A 16,961-nucleotide genomic window follows, 5' to 3' on the forward strand; every position below is an offset into this window, starting at 1 on the left:
GAATGGATTTTCGATACTACTAATATACTACTTTCTCCCTTAAAAGGGCAGGGGATGTATTTCTCAACATCCCCTGCCGCTTTTTTCTTTTCACATAATCTGCACTATCGCTCTAAAAGCATTGCATACACATCCCGCTTTGACAGCCCGCGGTCCTTTGCAGCACGTTTCATCGCTTCCTTGCGGTCACAGCCCTGTTCCTCGTAGAGCTTCACATGATCGGAGATATCCATTTCCTCCCATTTTTCATGTTCTTCTTGCTGCATCTCTGCACGGCTGCGTCCTTCCATGACGATCACACACTCGCCCTTTGGCTCATTTTTTTCATAATATACGGCTGCCTCGGAAAGTGTAGTCAAAAAAGCCGTCTCGTAACGCTTCGTCAGTTCCCGGCAGACCGTGATACGCCGTTCTCCAAGGCAGTCATACAGCTCACGCAGCGTTTTTAACAGACGATGGGGCGCTTCATACAGAATCGTCGTGCGCGTCTCTGTTTTCAGCTCCTCCAGGATCTGTGACCGTTCCTTTTTATCAGACGGCAAAAAAGCCTCAAAGCAAAATCGCCTGGTCGCAAGTCCGGAAAGGGTCAGCGCCGTCACACACGCACACGCACCCGGCAGCGAGGTCACCTCGATGCCCGCCTCATAGCACAGCCGCACGAGATCTTCGCCCGGATCGGAAATCCCCGGCGTCCCGGCATCTGTGATCAGTGCGATATTTTTTCCTTCCCGCATTTTCCCGATCAGCGTATACGCCTTTTCTATCTTGTTGTATTCGTGGTAGCTCGTCATCGGTGTCCTGATCCCGAAATGATTCAAAAGATGAATACTGTTGCGCGTATCCTCCGCCGCGATCAGATCGACCTCCTGCAGTGTACGCAGCACGCGCATAGTGATATCCTCCAGATTGCCGATCGGCGTAGCACATAAATACAGCTTTCCCTGTCCCATGTTTCTCCTCTCTGTATGCCCTGTATGTCCTGCCTGTCCACTTCGTCTCCGGTTGTCCGTCTGATGATGGAGCAGATTTTCTCTTTTGCTGTCAATAGCCGTATATCTCTGTGATCTCCGGCGTATAAACTCCCGGTCTTTCATACACGATCAGCGGCTTCTCTACCGTCATCCTCGGTCTGCCCCCGCGCAGCGCTTCGATCAGCACCATATTCGGCTCGCGGTCCACATACGGATATACCAGCCGCATCCGCTTCGGCTCCAGCCTGTACTCTGACAGGGTACGGATGATCTCCGCCAGACGAAACGGCCGGTGCACCATGTAGAACTTCCCGCCCGGACGTACCAGCCGCGCCGCCGCACGTACAACGTCCTCCAGCGTACACAGGATCTCATGGCGTGCCGCCGCTTTTTCTATATCAGGATTCACCAGCCCGTGCTGGCCGATCATATAAGGCGGATTTGACGTGACGGTGTCAAAAGAAGCCGGAGCAAACAGCTCCCCGGCTTCTTTGATATCCCCCTGAATAATTTCCACACGCTGCTCCAGTCCATTATGCAGGACACTGCGCTTTGCCATATCTGCACTCACTGCTGAGATTTCAAGACCTGCAAAGTAGCTTCCCGCTGTTTTTGCTGCAAGCAGGATCGGAATGATCCCCGTGCCGGTCCCAAGATCAAGCGCTCTGCCTCCGTCCGGCACCTGTGCAAACCCGGAAAGCAAAACAGCATCCATGCCAAAACAGAACAGCTTTTCATTCTGGATGATCTGAAATCCGTTGCGGTGCAGCTCGTCCAGACGTTCCCCGTCTTTTAACTCAGTCCTCATTCAGTTTGGATTTCCCTTCTTTTTTTTCAAGAGCTTCCAGCTCTTTTAATTCTTTCTCTTCGGAGTGATTTTTGTTCCCCTTTTCGTGACGGTCGCCCTTGCCGCCCTTGTCCTTTCGCCGTCTCGGCTTGAACTTCAGCTCGGATACGTCGTACTCCTGTATCTCCTTCTCATCCCCGACATCTACCAGCACCTTGACCTTCTGGCGCAGCACATTGACACTGTGGACCTCGCCCTTTTGTCCGTCAAAGATCGTGACAGTATCTCCGACTGCCGGAAGCCGGCTGTTCAGATACTCGTACGTCTCCTCTTCATTTTTCAGACAGCACATCAGACGTCCGCAGACACCGGAGATCTTTGTCGGATTGAGCGAAAGGTTTTGTTCCTTCGCCATCTTGATCGACACCGGTGCAAAATCAGACAGATAGCTGTTACAGCAGAGCACTCTGCCGCAGATGCCGATCCCGCCAAGGATCTTTGTCTCATCACGCACACCGATCTGACGCAGCTCGATACGCATCTTGAACACGGCTGCCAGATCCTTTACAAGCTCACGGAAATCAATCCTGCCGTCCGCAGTAAAATAAAACAGAACTTTATTATTATCAAACGTATACTCTGCGTCTATCAGCTTCATATCCAGACCGTGCTTCGCAACCTTCTCCGCACAGATCTTCAGCGCCTCTTTTTCCTTGATACGGTTACGTTTTGCGCGCGCATCATCATCCGGCGTCGCCACACGGATCACTGCCTTGAGCGGCTGTACGACCGCATCATCCGGCACATTTCGGATGCCTCCGGTGACTGTGCCGTACTCTACGCCCCTGGCTGTCTCCACGATCACGTGATCGCCTACATTTATCTTGTAGCTTTTCGGGTCAAAATAATATACCTTGCCCGCATTTCTGAATCTCACTCCTACTATCTTAACCATGTATGTTCTCCTTCATGACAAGGAACAAAAGCTCCATTGTCAGGTCAAAATTCACATTCGCGTTCAGACGCGTCTTGGCGTTTTCGATCGCCTTCATCACTTCCTCGACACCCTCATACGAGCATACATTTACTGTGTCGCGGATGGTCTTTAACTCATCGCGGAATACAATACCGTCAATATCCCTGGTCGCCTTGTAATACACCATATCGCGATACCACAGTGCAAGGATATCCAGATAATCCTGTATCGTGATCTTGTACTCCTGTACTTCCTTTACGTACTCGATCAGCTCGCTGATCTGCATATTTCCAAGATTTCGTATCAGCCTCATCGCGGAGGATTTGATCAGAGAAAAGTCCTCCGAAGAAGCCAGCCGCACTGCCTTTCCGATATTTCCCTGGGCAAAAGCCACACAGATATCTGCCTGATAATCAGGGATCTGTATCTCTTCCATCAGATAACGCTTTACTATCTCATCCGGGACTGGCTTTAAGTTTAATACCACGCATCTGGACCGGATCGTATCCAGAAAAACCTGTTCATTGACCGTCAGCAGGATAATGACCGCATATTCCGGTGGCTCCTCGATCGTCTTGAGGATCGCATTCTGTGCCTGCACGGTCATTTTCTCTGCATCCGGGATGATATAAATCTTATACCGGCCGTTGTAGGGGCGGATCTGTATATCTCCCGTAAGCTGCTCGCGGATATCCTCCACTCCGATGCTGGACGGCTTCTCGTGTGTGAGGTATATAATGTCAGGGTGGTTGCCGCTGTTTGCCTGCAGACAGGAATGGCATGTTCCGCACGGACGCGTCTGTCCGCTCTCACACTGCAGTGTCTGTGCAAACGCTGCTGCCAGACGGTTTTTCCCCGTGCCCTTCTCTCCGGTAAAAATATATGCGTGGCTGACTTTTCCCGTCTCAATCGCCCGCTCCAGATGAGCAATCTCCTGTTCGTGTCCTAAAATATCACCAAATCCTGCCATAACCGTGCCTCCATTTCAACCACTGCTTAACGGGAATCTCTCTTTTGTATCTGCCTTTCCCTATTTCAATCAGTATAACACATTTTATATTTAATGGGAAGCTTCCAAAAGTGGCATAATCTTAAGATTTTATTACTGACAAAATGTATGCCGCCACCTCGTCCATGCAGACCTGTCTGTCACCATCATTGACAAAACGCCTCCCGATCCCGGCCGCCTGCACGTGTTCCTCAGAAAAATCCTTCTGATCGGCGAGAAAACGGCGGCAGACCTCCTCATAATCCGGGACAGCCTGCTTTTTTTCTCTTTTTATCGCCCGCTCCAGACGCTTTTCATCAGAGACCTCTATATAAACAGGAACGACCTTTTCTTTTCCATAGTAATCTCTGACCTTTTCATACGACTCGAGCGTGCCAAGAGCCAGATAATCACAGTGCTCCATATCCACGCGGTCTCCGTCAGCTGTAAAATAGTACCAGATCCCCTGTACGGTATCATAGGCGCGAAGCTCAATCACCTTGCCCTGCTCCTGCATCAGCCGGAGCTTCTCCTCTGTCACAAAATAATACTGTACACCGTCTGTCTCCTTCGCGCGGATCGGCCGGGTCGTATACATAATAAACGGCTTTAATCCCAGCTCCCGGCGTGCCAGTACATCTTCATAGATCGTATCCTTTCCTGAGGAGCTTTTGCCCATAATATAAAATAACTTTCCCATTTTATTTCCTCTTTATTTTCTCTCTTTTTATGTGTCTGCTTCGCACACAACACAGATTCGTTCCCCTGCGTGATCGGCAAGCCCCTGGAGCGAAAAGCCCATATCCCGATAAGCGGTAAGCTGTTCCACGAGTCCCTGCGTGATCCTCTCTCCGGGTACAAGCAGCGGGATCCCCGGCGGATACAGATAGACAAACTCTGCGGAGATGCTCCCTGCGCTCTCTGGCAGCCCTACAGTCTGTGATACACGGTCCCGGGCTTCCTCTATCGTCATTACCTCTTCATTTTTATAAAATCCAGCCGGCTTTTTATCTGCGGGGCTTCCTGCTCTCTTCCTTCCTGTCAGCCCTTCATCAATCTGAAGCAGCGCCTGTGTCAGACGATCGAATCCTTCCTGCGTATCACAGACCGTCATAATGGCTGTCACATACTCCGGTGCAGCCATCTCCGGCTCCAGATGATACACCCTTCTCAGGATCTGTGCAAGCTCAAGCCCGTTTAAAGCGCAGTTTTCTGTGGAGATCACTACCTTCGACCGGTCATAGCCAAACGCGCAAAGCTCCGGTTCCTCTCCGGTGACAAGATGCAGCGCATCCATGCGGCAAAGCTTCCTGCGCATCCGCTCCAGGCGCTGCACAAATGCACCAAACAGCTCCTCGCCCTGCTGCTCCATCACTTCGATGCATCGGTCCATTCCGGCCATCAGCACATAGCTTGGACTGCTGGTCTGATAAATTCCCAGATATCTGCGGAGCCGATCCCGATCCACCCGGCTCCCCTGTACATGCAAAAGCGCAGTTTGCGTCAGAGCCGGCATCGTCTTATGCAGGCTGTGGATCACAATATCTGCCCCGCACAAAAGCGCGGTCCCGGGGAAATAGCCGTGCATCGGAAAATGCGCCCCATGCGCCTCATCTACGATCAAAACAGCTCCTGCACGGTGTGCCTCCTGTGCGATCTGACGCACGTCCGACACTACACCGTCATACGTGGGAGAGGTAAGGATCACCGCACAGATCCGTCCCGACGCTCCGGCGTCCCTGTGAACCGTCCGCTCCAGACCATCACGCGTTCGGTCTGACGCATCCGTCTCCTTCTGTCTCTCCTTTTGCTGGTGCCAAAGCGCCTGGCGGACCTCTTCGGGAGAAATACTGCCATTTATCCCCCGTTCCAGATCGACATTCGGATAAAGGTACTGCGCATGCAGCCCATTCAAAAGCAGCGCGTGGTACACCGCCTTGTGGCAGTTTCGCGCCATCAGAACCGTATCGCCGCGCCGCGCCGCCGCAGAGACTGCCGCAAGGATCCCGCACGTACTGCCATTGATCAGATAATGCGTCTCCTCTGCTCCATAAAGCCGCGCCGCACGCCGCTGCGCCGCACGCAGGATCCCTTCCGCGTGGTGCAGATTGTCAAATCCGTCAATCTCTGTGATGTCAATCGCATACGGATCTCCCATACCTGCAAACCGCCGTTTATGTCCGGGCATATGCAAAGGATAGTAGTCCGAATCACTGTAAGTTTTTAGCTGTTCCAGTAAAGATAGCTCTTCCATCTGCTCCTCCCTGCCCATTTCATACTCCGTTAAATTATAACGAATTGTACTGTATTGTGCAAGAAATTCATCCAATTCCGATCACCAAGTAACTAATTTTGCTGTACAGGTACTGCATTGACTGCCCGATATGCGCATTTGGGAAAAACTTAATATTATCCATAGTGCGATTTGTCCAATTGTGTCTGATTTTTTTTAAACTTATCCTCGCTAACTATCGCTCCGCAAATTATTTTTTGAATTTATACTTTCCCTTCCCGCGACCTGATACGGGCTCGATAATATCTGACCGTACCAAATTGGAAATAAGTTTAGAAGCACCTGAACCTTTCAATTCAAGCAGTTCCATAACAGCGCTTCTTCCAAATACCTCATCAAAACCAAACTTTTCAAAAAGCCGTTGGATATGAACTGTCGTTTTTGCAGAAAACTCTTTTCCTTTTTCGGAAAGCACACTTTCAATGTCCACTTTTTCATTCCGAATATCTACTTTTTCATTCTGAATGTCCGCTTTTTCATTCTGAATATCCACTTTTTTATCCGTTAGAAGTCCACTTATATGAAGATTTCGGTTGTGAAGCTCATTGTTTTCATTTAAAAGCAGATTTCTCAGAAATACCTCAAGATACTCTGTTGTTTCATAGATATTCTTTTGCAGGTTTGTATAATTCGCTCGGACAAGTGCATTTCGGAAATACCAGGAATTTTCCGCAAAAATATCATTCGTATCTGAAAATCCAAGTGTTCTCAAATATTTGATGAAGAATACCGCTGTTGTTCTTGTATTTCCCTCTCCGAAAATATGGATTTGCCACAATCTTGAAATAAAAACTGCAAGATGGTGAATGATCTCATCCATCGACAATCCTTTGTAACTAAAATCTCTCTCCTGCGAAAAATCATATTCAAGGGTAGCTCTCAGTTCGGAAGCGCTGCCGTACATAACGGTTGCACCATCAAGCACCCATTCTTTTTTCGTAATATTATAATCTCTTATCCTTCCGGCCTGATTGTAAATACCCTGAAAGAGTCTGCGATGAATAGAAATATACTCATTTGGAGAAAAAGAAAACGCCGTTTCGGAAAGTATCTCAGCAATGCGGGAAGATACCTTATCCGCTTCTTCTGTACGCTCCTCAGCAGATAAATGTTCCGGTCTTTCTTCGTAATAAGCATCTATGAGATTTTGTGCTTCTTCTATTGTGATTTTTCCCTCAATATTTTGAATGGCTGTATCAATCAAATATTTTGAAGGTTTAAGTCCATCTACCGCCTGAAGTCCGATTGCTGTACTCCAGGCATAGCATTTATGAGCTTTATCCGGTTCAGCCTCCCTCAAATATTCCTTAAATGGGTCTTTCTCCATATCCACTACCCACTCTCCCATGTATCCCTATCAGTTCCTGCAATCATCTGTCTGTACTGTCTTTCACACTTTAATATGCTCAACCGGTATCACTTCTTCATGGAAAATTATAACGAATCGTACTGTATTGTGCAAGAAATTCATCCAACAAAGAGGACAGTTTGAGCTGGCGGGGGGTGTGCAAAGATCCTTTGCGCGCCCGGAACATCCCTTCCTGCACTCCGCAATGACATTTTGCTTGTTTTTTACCGCTGCATGCCAGATAATACAGATACACAGCACACACAGGGGGAATCAGAAAATGAGTATTGGAAAACAGATTTTAGAGCTGCGACAGAAACGAAACATGACCCAGGCAGAGTTTGCCGAACTGTTCCATGTAACACGGCAGACCATTTCAAACTGGGAAAATGAAAAAAGTTATCCCGATCTGCAAATCCTTGTGGATATGAGCAATATATTCAGCATTTCACTCGACCAGTTATTAAAGGAGGATACCGATATGATCAAAGCAATCGACCGCGAGCGTTCATTTATCGCACATATAAAACGCCGGAATTCTGTCATCGACATGCTCACCGGAACAGGAACAGGTCTTCTGATCTCCTGTCTTTTTTCCGCTCCATCCGAAAAACAGCTGCTGATCGGTCTGATCGGCATCGTGCTGTTTTTTACCGGAGCGTATCTGAAAAACCGGCACGACAAAACCATTGTGCAGTATCTGGAAAACCGGAAAGATATATGATTTGTGCTTATTGACCGGCAGCCAGGCAATCTCTGGCAGCCAGTCAATATCGCTTCTCAAAATGCTTATAGAAAACGATACCGAGAACCGTTTGCGGCAAAAACCAGGCCAAACCCCATTGCAAAAAAGAGCGTGGAATAATAATCAGTATCCATAATAAAATAGCCAGCACATACCAGAATAATGCCCAATATGATTTCAAGAACAAGCGGTAATTTTTTCTTCATTATCCTTCCTCCTCATAAATAAATATTTCCTCGATGCTCATATCAAAATATCTCGCAATTTTAAAGGCTAATACAATCGACGGATTATAACGCCCATTTTCCAAAGATCCTATTGTCTGCCGGGATACTTCAAGAGCCGATGCCAGCTCCTCCTGTCTGATTCCCCTCTGCTTGCGCAGCTCTTCCAAACGATTTTTCAAGGTAACCTCCTTTCACATACTACGGAAAGTTTACTTTCCATTCCTGTTTTCAAGGTACCATAGATCCCCTCAAATGTCAAGTATACTTTCCATTTTTTTATAACTGTGTCCCCTGCTCTTGCAAGGCGCAGCAATTACCGCTATACTAAAATAAATGTGTATCACAGCAAATTTCACTACAGAAGGGATGTGTCTATTTTGAGACTTGGTTTTATCGGATGTGGAAATATGGCGACAGCGATCCTGGGCGGCGTTTTAAAGAAGGGACTGCTGCGCCCTGACGAGATTATCGCCTCCGCGCTCCATCAGACAACACTTGACCGTGTCAAAGAAACGTATCATATTCATACAACAACAGACAACTGCCTTGCAGCACAGGCGGATATTGTCATCCTTGCAGTAAAACCGCAGTTTTATGAGCAGGTGATCCGCGGGATCCGCGACATTATAACGGAAACACAGCTGATCGTCTCCATTGCTCCCGGAAAATCGATCGACACGATCACCGGATGGTTCGGCAAGAGCATAAAACTAATCCGTACCATGCCGAACACTCCGGCAATGGTCGGCGAGGGTGTGACGGCAGTCTGCCCTGCCGGATCTGTGACAGACGAAGAATTAAAAGAAGTCTGCGCACTGTTTGAAGCCTGCGGAACGACAGAAATCATGCCGGAGCGGCTGATCGATGCAGTCCCCGCCGTCAGCGGCAGTTCCCCGGCATATGTTTTTATGTTTATTGAAGCGCTTGCCGACGGCGCGGTGCGGGACGGCATCCCGCGTACACAGGCGTACCGGCTCGCCGCGCAGGCGGTCCTTGGCAGTGCAAAGATGGTGCTTGAGACCGGCCGCCATCCGGGCGATCTCAAGGACATGGTATGCTCGCCGGCAGGGACAACGATCGAAGCTGTCGCTGCTCTTGAAAGAGAAGGCTTCCGAAATGCAGTGCTCGCCGGAATGAAGGCATGCAGTGACAAAACGAAGGAGATGCGCTGACCGCGCATCTCCTGTTTTGTTTCTTATACGGCAAAATCCCGGACACTCATTTTGTCCTCCCAAGCCGCTCCTTAAAATCCTCATACCCAAAGCTTTTCAGACATTCTGTGCTTCCGTCTCCATGCAGTACAAAAATCCCCGGCAGCGGCATGCCGTTAAAGGTATTATTTTTGCAGGTACTGTAAATAGCCATATCGCCGAAAAGGAGCAGATCGCCCTCCTCAAGCGGCGCATCAAAGCTGTAATCCCCGATCACATCGCCTGCGAGACAGGTCGGACCGCCCAGTCGAAATACAGACGGTTTTTCTTCCGGCTCTCCTGCCCCATACAGCGGCGGACGGTACGGCATTTCCAGCACGTCCGGCATATGGCAGGCTGCGCTTGCATCCAGTATCGCGATCCTCGTGCCGCCGTTTTGGAGCACATCCAGTACACGGGAAGCAAGGTAGCCTGCATGAAGCGCGCACGCCTCCCCCGGCTCCAGATATACCTGCACGCCCCACATCTGCTGTGCTTTTTGGATACAGCGCTCCAGCCGTTCTATATCGTATCCCGGCCTCGTGATATGATGACCGCCGCCAAAATTCAGCCATTTCATTGTGGAAAGTATATCGCCAAAACGTTCCTCTACCGCATGCAGCGTGACCTCCAGCGCATCCGCGTCCTGCTCGCACAGTGTATGAAAATGAAGTCCGTCGAGCAGCCCGATCAGATCCGGGCTCATTTTTTCATCCCACTGCGCCCGCGTCGTCCCCATACGGCTCCCCGCAGCGCAGGGATCGTAGATCGCATGCCCCTCCTGGGTAGAACACTCCGGATTGATCCGCAGACCTACACTTTTTCCAGCCTGTTTCGCCCGCCGTCCAAACTTTTCCAGCTGACGCGGCGAGTTAAATACAATATGATCTGCATAGCGCAAAAGCTCCTCAAACTCACTGTCTTTATACGCTGCGCAAAATACGTGGACCTCTTTTCCGCTCATTTCCTCTGCTCCAAGCCGCGCCTCATACAGACCGCTTGCCTCCGTCCCCGCCAGATATGGCGCAAGGACCGGATACAGATCATAATTGGAAAATGCCTTCTGCGCCAGCAGGATCCGGCATCCCGTACGCCTCGCTACGCCGGAGAGGATCTCTCCATTATGACGGAGCATCTCTTCATCGAGGATGTAGCACGGTGTAGGCAGCTCTGCAAATAAGCTTCGGATATCCCGCCCGGCAAGTCCCCGAAAGGGCGGTCGGGAATCCCCTGCGTCACAGCCCCCCATCAGTCTACCAGCACCGGATCGTGGCTTTCGCTTCTCGGAAGACCATATTTATCCAGTGCGTCAAGGAACGGATCCGGATCAAACTCTTCTACTGTATAGACGCCCGGCTTGTTCCACTTTCCGGTCAGCAGCATCAGAGCGCCGCACATCGCAGGCACGCCTGTCGTATAGCTGATCGCCTGGCTGCCCACCTCGCGGTAGCACTCCTGATGATCGCATACATTATAAATATAGTACGTTTTCTCCTGTCCGTCCTTTTTCCCTGTGAAGATGCAGCCAATGTTTGTTTTTCCCTTTGTGCGCGGCCCCAGACTTGCCGGATCCGGCAGAAGCGCCTTCAAAAACTTGATTGGAACAATCTGCTGTCCCTCAAATTCAACCGGCGTCGTAGAGAGCATCCCCACATTTTCCAGACAGCGCATATGATCGAGGTAGCTCTGTCCAAAGGTCATAAAGAAACGGATACGCTGTACCTCCGGGATATTGAGCGCCAGACTCTCGATCTCCTCATGGTGGAGCAGATACATATCCTTGTGTCCCACCTGGTCAAACTCATACTCTCTCTTAATGCTCATCGGCGGGATCTCTACCCAGTGTCCATCCTCCCAATAGCTTCCCGGAGCGGATACTTCTCTTAAATTTACTTCCGGGTTAAAGTTTGTCGCAAATGCATATCCGTGGTCTCCGCCATTGCAGTCCAGAATGTCGATCGTATCAATCGTATCAAACTCATGCTTCTTTGCATAAGCGCAGTACGCCTGTGTCACGCCCGGATCAAACCCGCAGCCAAGCAGCGCGGTCAGTCCTGCCTCCTCAAACTTCTTGCGGTACGCCCACTGCCAGCTGTAATCAAAGTACGCAGAAAATCCAGCTTCCTTGCAGCGCTTCTCATAAATCTTGCGCCACTTCGGATCCTCTGTATCCTCCGGCTCATAATTAGCCGTGTCCATATAGTTCACCCCACAGGCAAGGCACGCGTCCATGATCGTCAGATCCTGATACGGCAGGGCGATATTCATCACAAGATCCGGCTGATATGACCGGATCAGATCGATCACCTGCTGCACATCATCTGCATCTACCTGCGCAGTCGTGATCTTTGTCTGTGTCCTGGAGGACAGCTCCTCCGCCAGCTTATCACATTTTGACTTTGTGCGGCTTGCAATACACAGCTCTGTAAATACCTCGCTTACCTGACAACATTTGTGGATAGCGACAGACGCAACGCCGCCGCATCCGATAACAAGAACTCTGCTCATCTTTCGTCTCCTTTTGATTATTTTTTTATATGCAGCGCCAGCAAAAGCTCCCGCAGCACCTTGCATGCAGTCGCGGTAGATACGCCGCTTGCATCGAGCATTGGCGCCAGCTCATTGACATCCGCTGCGACCACATCAGCCGTACATACCGTGCGGATCGCGTCAAGAAGCTCCAGAAAGCTCACACCACCTGCCTCCGACGTGCCTGTCCCCGGAAATACAGACGGATCGAGGCAATCCAGATCAATCGTAAAATAGACCGGAACCTTCTGTTCCCGAAGCGCCGCCACTGTCTCCCGCAGTCCTTCAAATCCAAACGGATGCATGTGCGTATGCTCCTTTGCAAAACAAAACTCCTCCCGGTCTCCGCTGCGGATACAAAACTGATGGATCCGCCCGTCTCCCAGCAGATCGTGGCAGCGCCTCAGAACACAGGCATGACTGAGCCCTGCCCCCAGATAATCGTCCCGAAGATCTGCATGGGCGTCAAAGTGTATGATCTGAAGATCCGGATATTTCTTCCACACTGCACGTACCGCTCCAAGCGTCACCAGGTGCTCGCCGCCAAGCAGCAGCGGAAACTTCCCGTCACTGCAGATACGCTCCGCCCGCGCTTCGATATCCGACAGTGCGGCCTCGGCGCTGCCAAAGCAAAGCTCCATATCCCCACTGTCAAATATGCGGCAGTCCGTCAGATCCTTGTCCTGATATGGGCTGTACGTCTCCAGTCCAAAGCTCTCATGGCGCATTGCCGACGGGCCAAACCGCGCTCCCGGGCGAAAGCTTGTCGTAGAGTCAAACGGCGCTCCGTACAAAACGATCTGCGCATCCTCATAGGTACTGTCACATCCGATAAAATTCTCTATATTCGGTCCCAGCATCATCTCTCCTCCACCTCTTCGAGCATCTCCTCCAGAAACGCCGGGAGATAGAACGCCCCCTTATGCAATCTGGTCGTATAATACCGCGTATGCAGGTTGAGCGACTGCCATTCTTCCACATTCAGATCATCGATCGGGTGGTATTTCTTGCTCGCAAAGCCAAACAGCCAGTAGCCTGCCGCATACGTTGGGATATGTGCCTGATAGACGCGGCTGATCGGGAAGGTACTCACGATCCGCTTATGGCTTCGCTGCATCGCTCCCGCATCCTCTGCATAAAACGGACTTCCCTGCTGGTTGACCATGATGCCGTCCTCCCGCAGCGCATTGTAGCAGTTCCCATAAAATTCTCTTGTAAACAGTCCCTCTGACGGTCCGAAGGGATCAGTCGAATCCACAATGATCAGATCATAGGCTGCTTCGCACCGACGGATAAATTTCAGCGCATTTTCAAAATAAATATGTACCCTGCGGTCATCCATCCGGCAGGCATTGCTCGGCAGATACGTCCGGCACGCTTCCACAACCTGCGGATCCATCTCGACCAGATCGATCCGGCGCACACGGTCGTACCGCGTCAGCTCCCGCACTACGCCGCCGTCTCCGGCTCCGATCACCAGGATATCGCGGATCCCCGGGTGGACTGCCATTGGCACATGCGTGATCATCTCGTCATAGATAAACTCATCCCGCTCTGTCAGCATCACATTTCCATCCAGCGTCAGCACTCGCCCGAACTCCGGCGTCTCAAAGATATCAATCTGCTGATAATCGCTCTTTTTTGAGTAAAGATGGCGCGTGACGCGGATACTGTGCTTCACATCCGGCGTATGAAACTCACTGAACCACATTTCCATAGCGTAACTCCTCCTCTTATGCTAACACATTGATCCGCAGCAGATCCGGGTCTTCCGATCCAGTCATGCTGCAGCCCTTTTCCTTCGAATAGCGGATATGCTCCAGGATCTCATCCGTGATCCGCTCTCCCGGCGCCAGAAGCGGGATCCCCGGCGGGTAGCACATCACAAATTCACTGCACACGCGCCCCTTGCTCTCCTCGAGCGGAAGGCTGATCTTCTCTGCGTAAAATGCCTCCTGCGGACTCGTGACAACCTCCGGCTCCACATACTCCTGATCCAGCAGTCCGGTTCCGTCCTTCTGATACCGGCGCTTGATCTCTGCCAGCGCACTTACCAGACGCTCCAGCTCTTGAGCGCGGTCCCCCATAGAAAGATATGCCAGGATGTTTCCGATATCTCCGAACTCAATCTGGATATCATACTCATCCCGCAAAATATCATAGACCTCAATGCCTGCCAGACCGATATCCAGCGTATGCACACTCAGCTTCGTCGTATCAAAATCGAAAATAGAATTTCCATTTAAAAGCTCGCGGCCAAACGCATAATAACCGCCTACCGCGTTGATCTCCTGACGCGCATATTCCGCCATATCAGCCACCTTGTGGAACACCTCGCGTCCGCGAAGCGCCAGATTGCGGCGGCTGATATCAAGACTTGACATCAGCAGATAGCTGCCCGACGTCGTCTGCGTCAGATTGATGATCTGTCTGACATAGCCGGCGTGGACCTTCGGTCCTGTCAAAAGCAGACTCGACTGTGTCAGGCTGCCGCCGCTCTTATGCATGGAGACAGCCGCCATATCCGCCCCCGCTGCCATGGCCGAGACCGGAAGCCCGCCGCCAAAATAAAAATGGGTCCCGTGCGCCTCATCTGCCAGGCAGAGCATACCGGCATCATGCGCCATCCGTACGATCGCGCGCAGATCGCTGCAAATCCCGTAATAAGTCGGATTATTGACCAGCACTGCCACCGCCTTCGGGTGCTCCGCGATCGCCTTTGCCACCTGCTCTCTTTGCATACCCAGTGAGATCCCCAGATGCTGATCCACCTCAGGATTGACGTACACCGGCACTGCTCCGCACAAGACCAGAGCATTGATCACACTTCTGTGTACGTTGCGCGGCAGGATGATCTCATCTCCCCGCTTGCAGGCCGTCAGCACCATACTCTGTACAGAGCTGGTCGTTCCTCCTACCATCAGGAAGGCATTTGCTGCTCCAAAAGCATCCGCTGCGAGCTCCTCGGCCTCCCGGATCACGGAGACGGGATGGCACAGATTGTCCAGCGGCTTCATACTGTTTACATCGACCCCCACACACTGCTGCCCCAGAAAAGCAGTCAGTTCCGGATTTCCGCGTCCATGCTTGTGCCCCGGCACGTCAAAGGGGACCACGCGCATCCGCCGGAATGTCTCCAGCGCCTCATAGATCGGGGCACGGTTCTGGTCAAGATGTGTTCGGTACATATTCAACTCTCCAACCTCCTCTTTTTTCTTTTGCATCCGTGCGCATCTTGATTTTGCGGTACAGGAAAGTGAGAACTTTCCTGATACTGCAAAAAACGCAGGCTGTGCTCCCACACAAACCTGCGCTGATCGTTTTATGATAAGTACGCCTTTCCCTCACCCGATCTGCTGATCCGGCTGAAAACAAAAAGCGATAAATAACATTCAACTAAGACGGAATGAACAGAGTCTATATAGTAAGGATACTTTTACTACTCTTATTGACCGTTTCACAAGTATGCGCCAAAGCACATTTTGATTATAAAGTAATCAACTTATAAAATTTGAGCTTTTAACTCCATCAATAAGTTTGAAAAGACTCTTTCTCAATCTATCCTTTCAAAATCGGATAAATTTTACCATAATCATCCCGCCTCTGTCAAGTCTTTCAGTGTCCCGAACCGGTATCCCATCTCCTCCCATTTCGTCAGAAGCTCATCGAGGATCGCCCCGTTCGTCGCAGATGTATTATGCAAAAGGACAACTGCTCCCGGGTGGATACGTCCCAGCAGCTTATCAAACGCTTCCTCCTTCGTCGGCTGCTTATCCTCATACCAGTCTACATAGGCAAGGCTCCAGAAAAAGGTCTGATATCCCAGCTGCTGTGCCATTTTAAGGTTTGCCTGACTGTATTTCCCCTGCGGCGGACGGTAGTACTTTGAAATCTCCTGCCCGGTCGTCTCCTTAAATATCTGTTCCAGGTCCCTGATCTCCTTTTCAAACGCAGTCATTTCTGCGATTCTGGACATATCCGGGTGGTGCATGGTATGGTTGCCAACCGTATGCCCCTCCGCGAGCATCTGCCGGATCAGCTCCGGATTATCCGCGATAAAATTGCCTACTGCAAAAAAGGTCGCCGGGGCCTGATGTTTTTTCAGCGCCGCAAGAATCGCCGGCGTGTTTCCATTTTCATATCCGCAGTCAAAGGTAAGATAGATCACTTTTTCCTGCGTATCCTGCGCATACCACGCTCCGTAGGGCGCGAGCTCTTCCCGGGTCGCATTTGCGACAGGGGGCTTTCCCTCCTCCTGAAAGCTTAGGCCCCAGTTGCCCTCCGCGCTGTTTGTGAGTATGCCGTCCGCTGTATTTTTGCCGGACGCGGGGTCAGATGGCAGCTCCTGCTGCAGATCATGCCCCACAGACGCCGGGACGCTTCCGTACCGCAGCACCGCAGCAGATCTGCCTGCAAAAAATGCGGCGATAAGCAATCCTATCACCGCAGATACCCGAAATACTCTTTTTTTCTGTTTAAACCTCAGATTTTTGATCTTGATCTTCTGAATCATCTGTCGCTCCGGTATGCAAATCCTTACCAAAGCATATGCGTCCACTACAGAGTATATACCATGACTCCCGTGATGATGATCAGATTGCCGATCAGCTGCCCCTTTGTAAACCGCTCTTTGAGGATCACGTAGGACAATATCATCACAAATACGTAGCTGAACGTATCAATAACTGCGCCGTACTTCATGTCGACCTTTGTATAGGCATACGTGTTCAGAAGCAGTACGGAAAACGCGATCCCATATGCAACGATCACCCGCCAGTTCAGATATTCATAGATCCAGCTTTTGTGTTCTTCCTGCGCGCTCCGTTTGAGCAGCACCTGAGAAACTGCTGTAAAAAATGTCGCTGCAAACATCAATAACAGATATGGCCACATGGTTCATCCTTCCT

The 16,961-nt window shown here is 50.6% G+C and carries 18 protein-coding genes; 2 read left to right on the top strand and 16 right to left on the bottom strand.

What is annotated here, in order from left to right:
- Positions 1–104: 104 nt before the first annotated feature.
- The 7 genes from rsmI to QOX44_RS03795 all read right to left on the bottom strand — a co-directional run bounded on the left by rsmI (position 105) and on the right by QOX44_RS03795 (position 7,342).
- Positions 105–950, bottom strand: coding sequence for a 16S rRNA (cytidine(1402)-2'-O)-methyltransferase (rsmI, locus tag QOX44_RS03765; protein ID WP_283681352.1), 846 nt, complete (start codon positions 948–950; stop codon positions 105–107).
- 91 nt (positions 951–1,041) lie between these two features.
- On the bottom strand, positions 1,042–1,779 hold the full coding sequence (locus tag QOX44_RS03770) for a tRNA1(Val) (adenine(37)-N6)-methyltransferase (RefSeq protein ID WP_283681353.1): 738 nt from the start codon (positions 1,777–1,779) through the stop codon (positions 1,042–1,044).
- The gene (locus tag QOX44_RS03775; protein ID WP_283681354.1) at positions 1,769–2,713 is read right to left on the bottom strand and encodes a PSP1 domain-containing protein; all 945 of its coding nucleotides are present in this window, start codon (positions 2,711–2,713) and stop codon (positions 1,769–1,771) included. The genes QOX44_RS03770 and QOX44_RS03775 overlap by 11 nt, the downstream gene beginning before the upstream one ends.
- Positions 2,706–3,704: a DNA polymerase III subunit delta' gene (holB, locus tag QOX44_RS03780; protein ID WP_283681355.1), complete on the bottom strand. Its 999-nt coding sequence runs from the start codon at positions 3,702–3,704 to the stop codon at positions 2,706–2,708. The genes QOX44_RS03775 and holB overlap by 8 nt, the downstream gene beginning before the upstream one ends.
- A 121-nt stretch (positions 3,705–3,825) precedes the next feature.
- Positions 3,826–4,422: a guanylate kinase gene (locus QOX44_RS03785; RefSeq protein WP_283681356.1), complete on the bottom strand. Its 597-nt coding sequence runs from the start codon at positions 4,420–4,422 to the stop codon at positions 3,826–3,828.
- Positions 4,423–4,449: 27 nt separating this feature from the next.
- Positions 4,450–5,976 carry an aminotransferase class I/II-fold pyridoxal phosphate-dependent enzyme gene (locus QOX44_RS03790; protein WP_283681357.1) on the bottom strand — a complete coding sequence of 509 codons (1,527 nt, stop codon included), beginning with the start codon at positions 5,974–5,976 and terminating at the stop codon, positions 4,450–4,452.
- A 229-nt stretch (positions 5,977–6,205) separates the two neighbouring features.
- Positions 6,206–7,342 carry a Fic family protein gene (locus QOX44_RS03795; protein WP_283681602.1) on the bottom strand — a complete coding sequence of 379 codons (1,137 nt, stop codon included), beginning with the start codon at positions 7,340–7,342 and terminating at the stop codon, positions 6,206–6,208.
- 301 nt (positions 7,343–7,643) lie between these two features.
- On the opposite strand from QOX44_RS03795, the gene QOX44_RS03800 reads away from it, so the two are divergent.
- Positions 7,644–8,087, top strand: coding sequence for a helix-turn-helix domain-containing protein (locus QOX44_RS03800; protein ID WP_283681358.1), 444 nt, complete (start codon positions 7,644–7,646; stop codon positions 8,085–8,087).
- 65 nt (positions 8,088–8,152) lie between these two features.
- On the opposite strand, the gene QOX44_RS03805 is transcribed toward QOX44_RS03800, so the two are convergent.
- Together QOX44_RS03805 and QOX44_RS03810 are read right to left on the bottom strand one after the other, a co-directional pair.
- Complete coding sequence (locus tag QOX44_RS03805) at positions 8,153–8,314, bottom strand: hypothetical protein (protein WP_283681359.1); 162 nt, start codon at positions 8,312–8,314, stop codon at positions 8,153–8,155.
- The gene (locus QOX44_RS03810; protein WP_283681360.1) at positions 8,314–8,514 is read right to left on the bottom strand and encodes a helix-turn-helix transcriptional regulator; all 201 of its coding nucleotides are present in this window, start codon (positions 8,512–8,514) and stop codon (positions 8,314–8,316) included. Before QOX44_RS03810 ends, QOX44_RS03805 begins: the two co-directional genes overlap by 1 nt.
- A 198-nt stretch (positions 8,515–8,712) precedes the next feature.
- Between QOX44_RS03810 and proC the strand changes: the two genes are divergently transcribed.
- Positions 8,713–9,507, top strand: coding sequence for a pyrroline-5-carboxylate reductase (gene proC, locus QOX44_RS03815; RefSeq protein WP_283681361.1), 795 nt, complete (start codon positions 8,713–8,715; stop codon positions 9,505–9,507).
- Positions 9,508–9,553: 46 nt separating this feature from the next.
- Here the strand turns inward: proC and nspC are convergent, their stop codons facing one another.
- The 7 genes from nspC to QOX44_RS03850 all read right to left on the bottom strand — a co-directional run bounded on the left by nspC (position 9,554) and on the right by QOX44_RS03850 (position 16,947).
- Complete coding sequence (gene nspC, locus QOX44_RS03820; protein WP_283681362.1) at positions 9,554–10,774, bottom strand: carboxynorspermidine decarboxylase; 1,221 nt, start codon at positions 10,772–10,774, stop codon at positions 9,554–9,556.
- Positions 10,774–12,033: a saccharopine dehydrogenase family protein gene (locus tag QOX44_RS03825; RefSeq protein WP_283681364.1), complete on the bottom strand. Its 1,260-nt coding sequence runs from the start codon at positions 12,031–12,033 to the stop codon at positions 10,774–10,776. Before QOX44_RS03825 ends, nspC begins: the two co-directional genes overlap by 1 nt.
- Before the next feature lie 17 nt (positions 12,034–12,050).
- Entirely contained in the window at positions 12,051–12,914 is an 864-nt protein-coding gene (gene speB, locus QOX44_RS03830; protein ID WP_283681604.1) for an agmatinase, read from the bottom strand.
- Complete coding sequence (gene speE / locus QOX44_RS03835) at positions 12,914–13,771, bottom strand: polyamine aminopropyltransferase (protein ID WP_283681365.1); 858 nt, start codon at positions 13,769–13,771, stop codon at positions 12,914–12,916. Before speE ends, speB begins: the two co-directional genes overlap by 1 nt.
- Positions 13,772–13,787: 16 nt before the next feature.
- A complete protein-coding gene (locus QOX44_RS03840) occupies positions 13,788–15,242 on the bottom strand; it encodes an aminotransferase class I/II-fold pyridoxal phosphate-dependent enzyme (RefSeq protein WP_283681366.1) in 1,455 nt (484 codons plus the stop codon).
- 404 nt (positions 15,243–15,646) lie between these two features.
- Positions 15,647–16,549 carry a polysaccharide deacetylase family protein gene (locus QOX44_RS03845; protein ID WP_442955377.1) on the bottom strand — a complete coding sequence of 301 codons (903 nt, stop codon included), beginning with the start codon at positions 16,547–16,549 and terminating at the stop codon, positions 15,647–15,649.
- Positions 16,550–16,611: 62 nt separating this feature from the next.
- Positions 16,612–16,947 carry an EamA family transporter gene (locus QOX44_RS03850; RefSeq protein WP_283681368.1) on the bottom strand — a complete coding sequence of 112 codons (336 nt, stop codon included), beginning with the start codon at positions 16,945–16,947 and terminating at the stop codon, positions 16,612–16,614.
- Positions 16,948–16,961: the final 14 nt, after the last annotated feature.

The organism is Parablautia sp. Marseille-Q6255, assembly GCF_951230155.1.
Taxonomy (GTDB): domain Bacteria; phylum Bacillota; class Clostridia; order Lachnospirales; family Lachnospiraceae; genus Choladousia.

What these genes read in the sequence shown, in the direction of transcription:
- QOX44_RS03795 (WP_283681602.1), bottom strand. Translation starts at nt 7,342, where the DNA reads ATGGAGAAAGACCCATTTAAGGAATATTTGAGGGAGGCTGAACCGGAT.
- speB (WP_283681604.1), bottom strand. Translation starts at nt 12,914, where the DNA reads ATGCTGGGACCGAATATAGAGAATTTTATCGGATGTGACAGTACCTAT.
- QOX44_RS03825 (WP_283681364.1), bottom strand. Translation starts at nt 12,033, where the DNA reads ATGAGCAGAGTTCTTGTTATCGGATGCGGCGGCGTTGCGTCTGTCGCT.
- QOX44_RS03790 (WP_283681357.1), bottom strand. Translation starts at nt 5,976, where the DNA reads ATGGAAGAGCTATCTTTACTGGAACAGCTAAAAACTTACAGTGATTCG.
- rsmI (WP_283681352.1), bottom strand. Translation starts at nt 950, where the DNA reads ATGGGACAGGGAAAGCTGTATTTATGTGCTACGCCGATCGGCAATCTG.
- QOX44_RS03805 (WP_283681359.1), bottom strand. Translation starts at nt 8,314, where the DNA reads ATGAAGAAAAAATTACCGCTTGTTCTTGAAATCATATTGGGCATTATT.
- QOX44_RS03800 (WP_283681358.1), top strand. Translation starts at nt 7,644, where the DNA reads ATGAGTATTGGAAAACAGATTTTAGAGCTGCGACAGAAACGAAACATG.
- QOX44_RS03770 (WP_283681353.1), bottom strand. Translation starts at nt 1,779, where the DNA reads ATGAGGACTGAGTTAAAAGACGGGGAACGTCTGGACGAGCTGCACCGC.
- QOX44_RS03850 (WP_283681368.1), bottom strand. Translation starts at nt 16,947, where the DNA reads ATGTGGCCATATCTGTTATTGATGTTTGCAGCGACATTTTTTACAGCA.
- QOX44_RS03775 (WP_283681354.1), bottom strand. Translation starts at nt 2,713, where the DNA reads ATGGTTAAGATAGTAGGAGTGAGATTCAGAAATGCGGGCAAGGTATAT.
- QOX44_RS03785 (WP_283681356.1), bottom strand. Translation starts at nt 4,422, where the DNA reads ATGGGAAAGTTATTTTATATTATGGGCAAAAGCTCCTCAGGAAAGGAT.
- nspC (WP_283681362.1), bottom strand. Translation starts at nt 10,774, where the DNA reads ATGGGGGGCTGTGACGCAGGGGATTCCCGACCGCCCTTTCGGGGACTT.
- holB (WP_283681355.1), bottom strand. Translation starts at nt 3,704, where the DNA reads ATGGCAGGATTTGGTGATATTTTAGGACACGAACAGGAGATTGCTCAT.
- QOX44_RS03840 (WP_283681366.1), bottom strand. Translation starts at nt 15,242, where the DNA reads ATGTACCGAACACATCTTGACCAGAACCGTGCCCCGATCTATGAGGCG.
- speE (WP_283681365.1), bottom strand. Translation starts at nt 13,771, where the DNA reads ATGGAAATGTGGTTCAGTGAGTTTCATACGCCGGATGTGAAGCACAGT.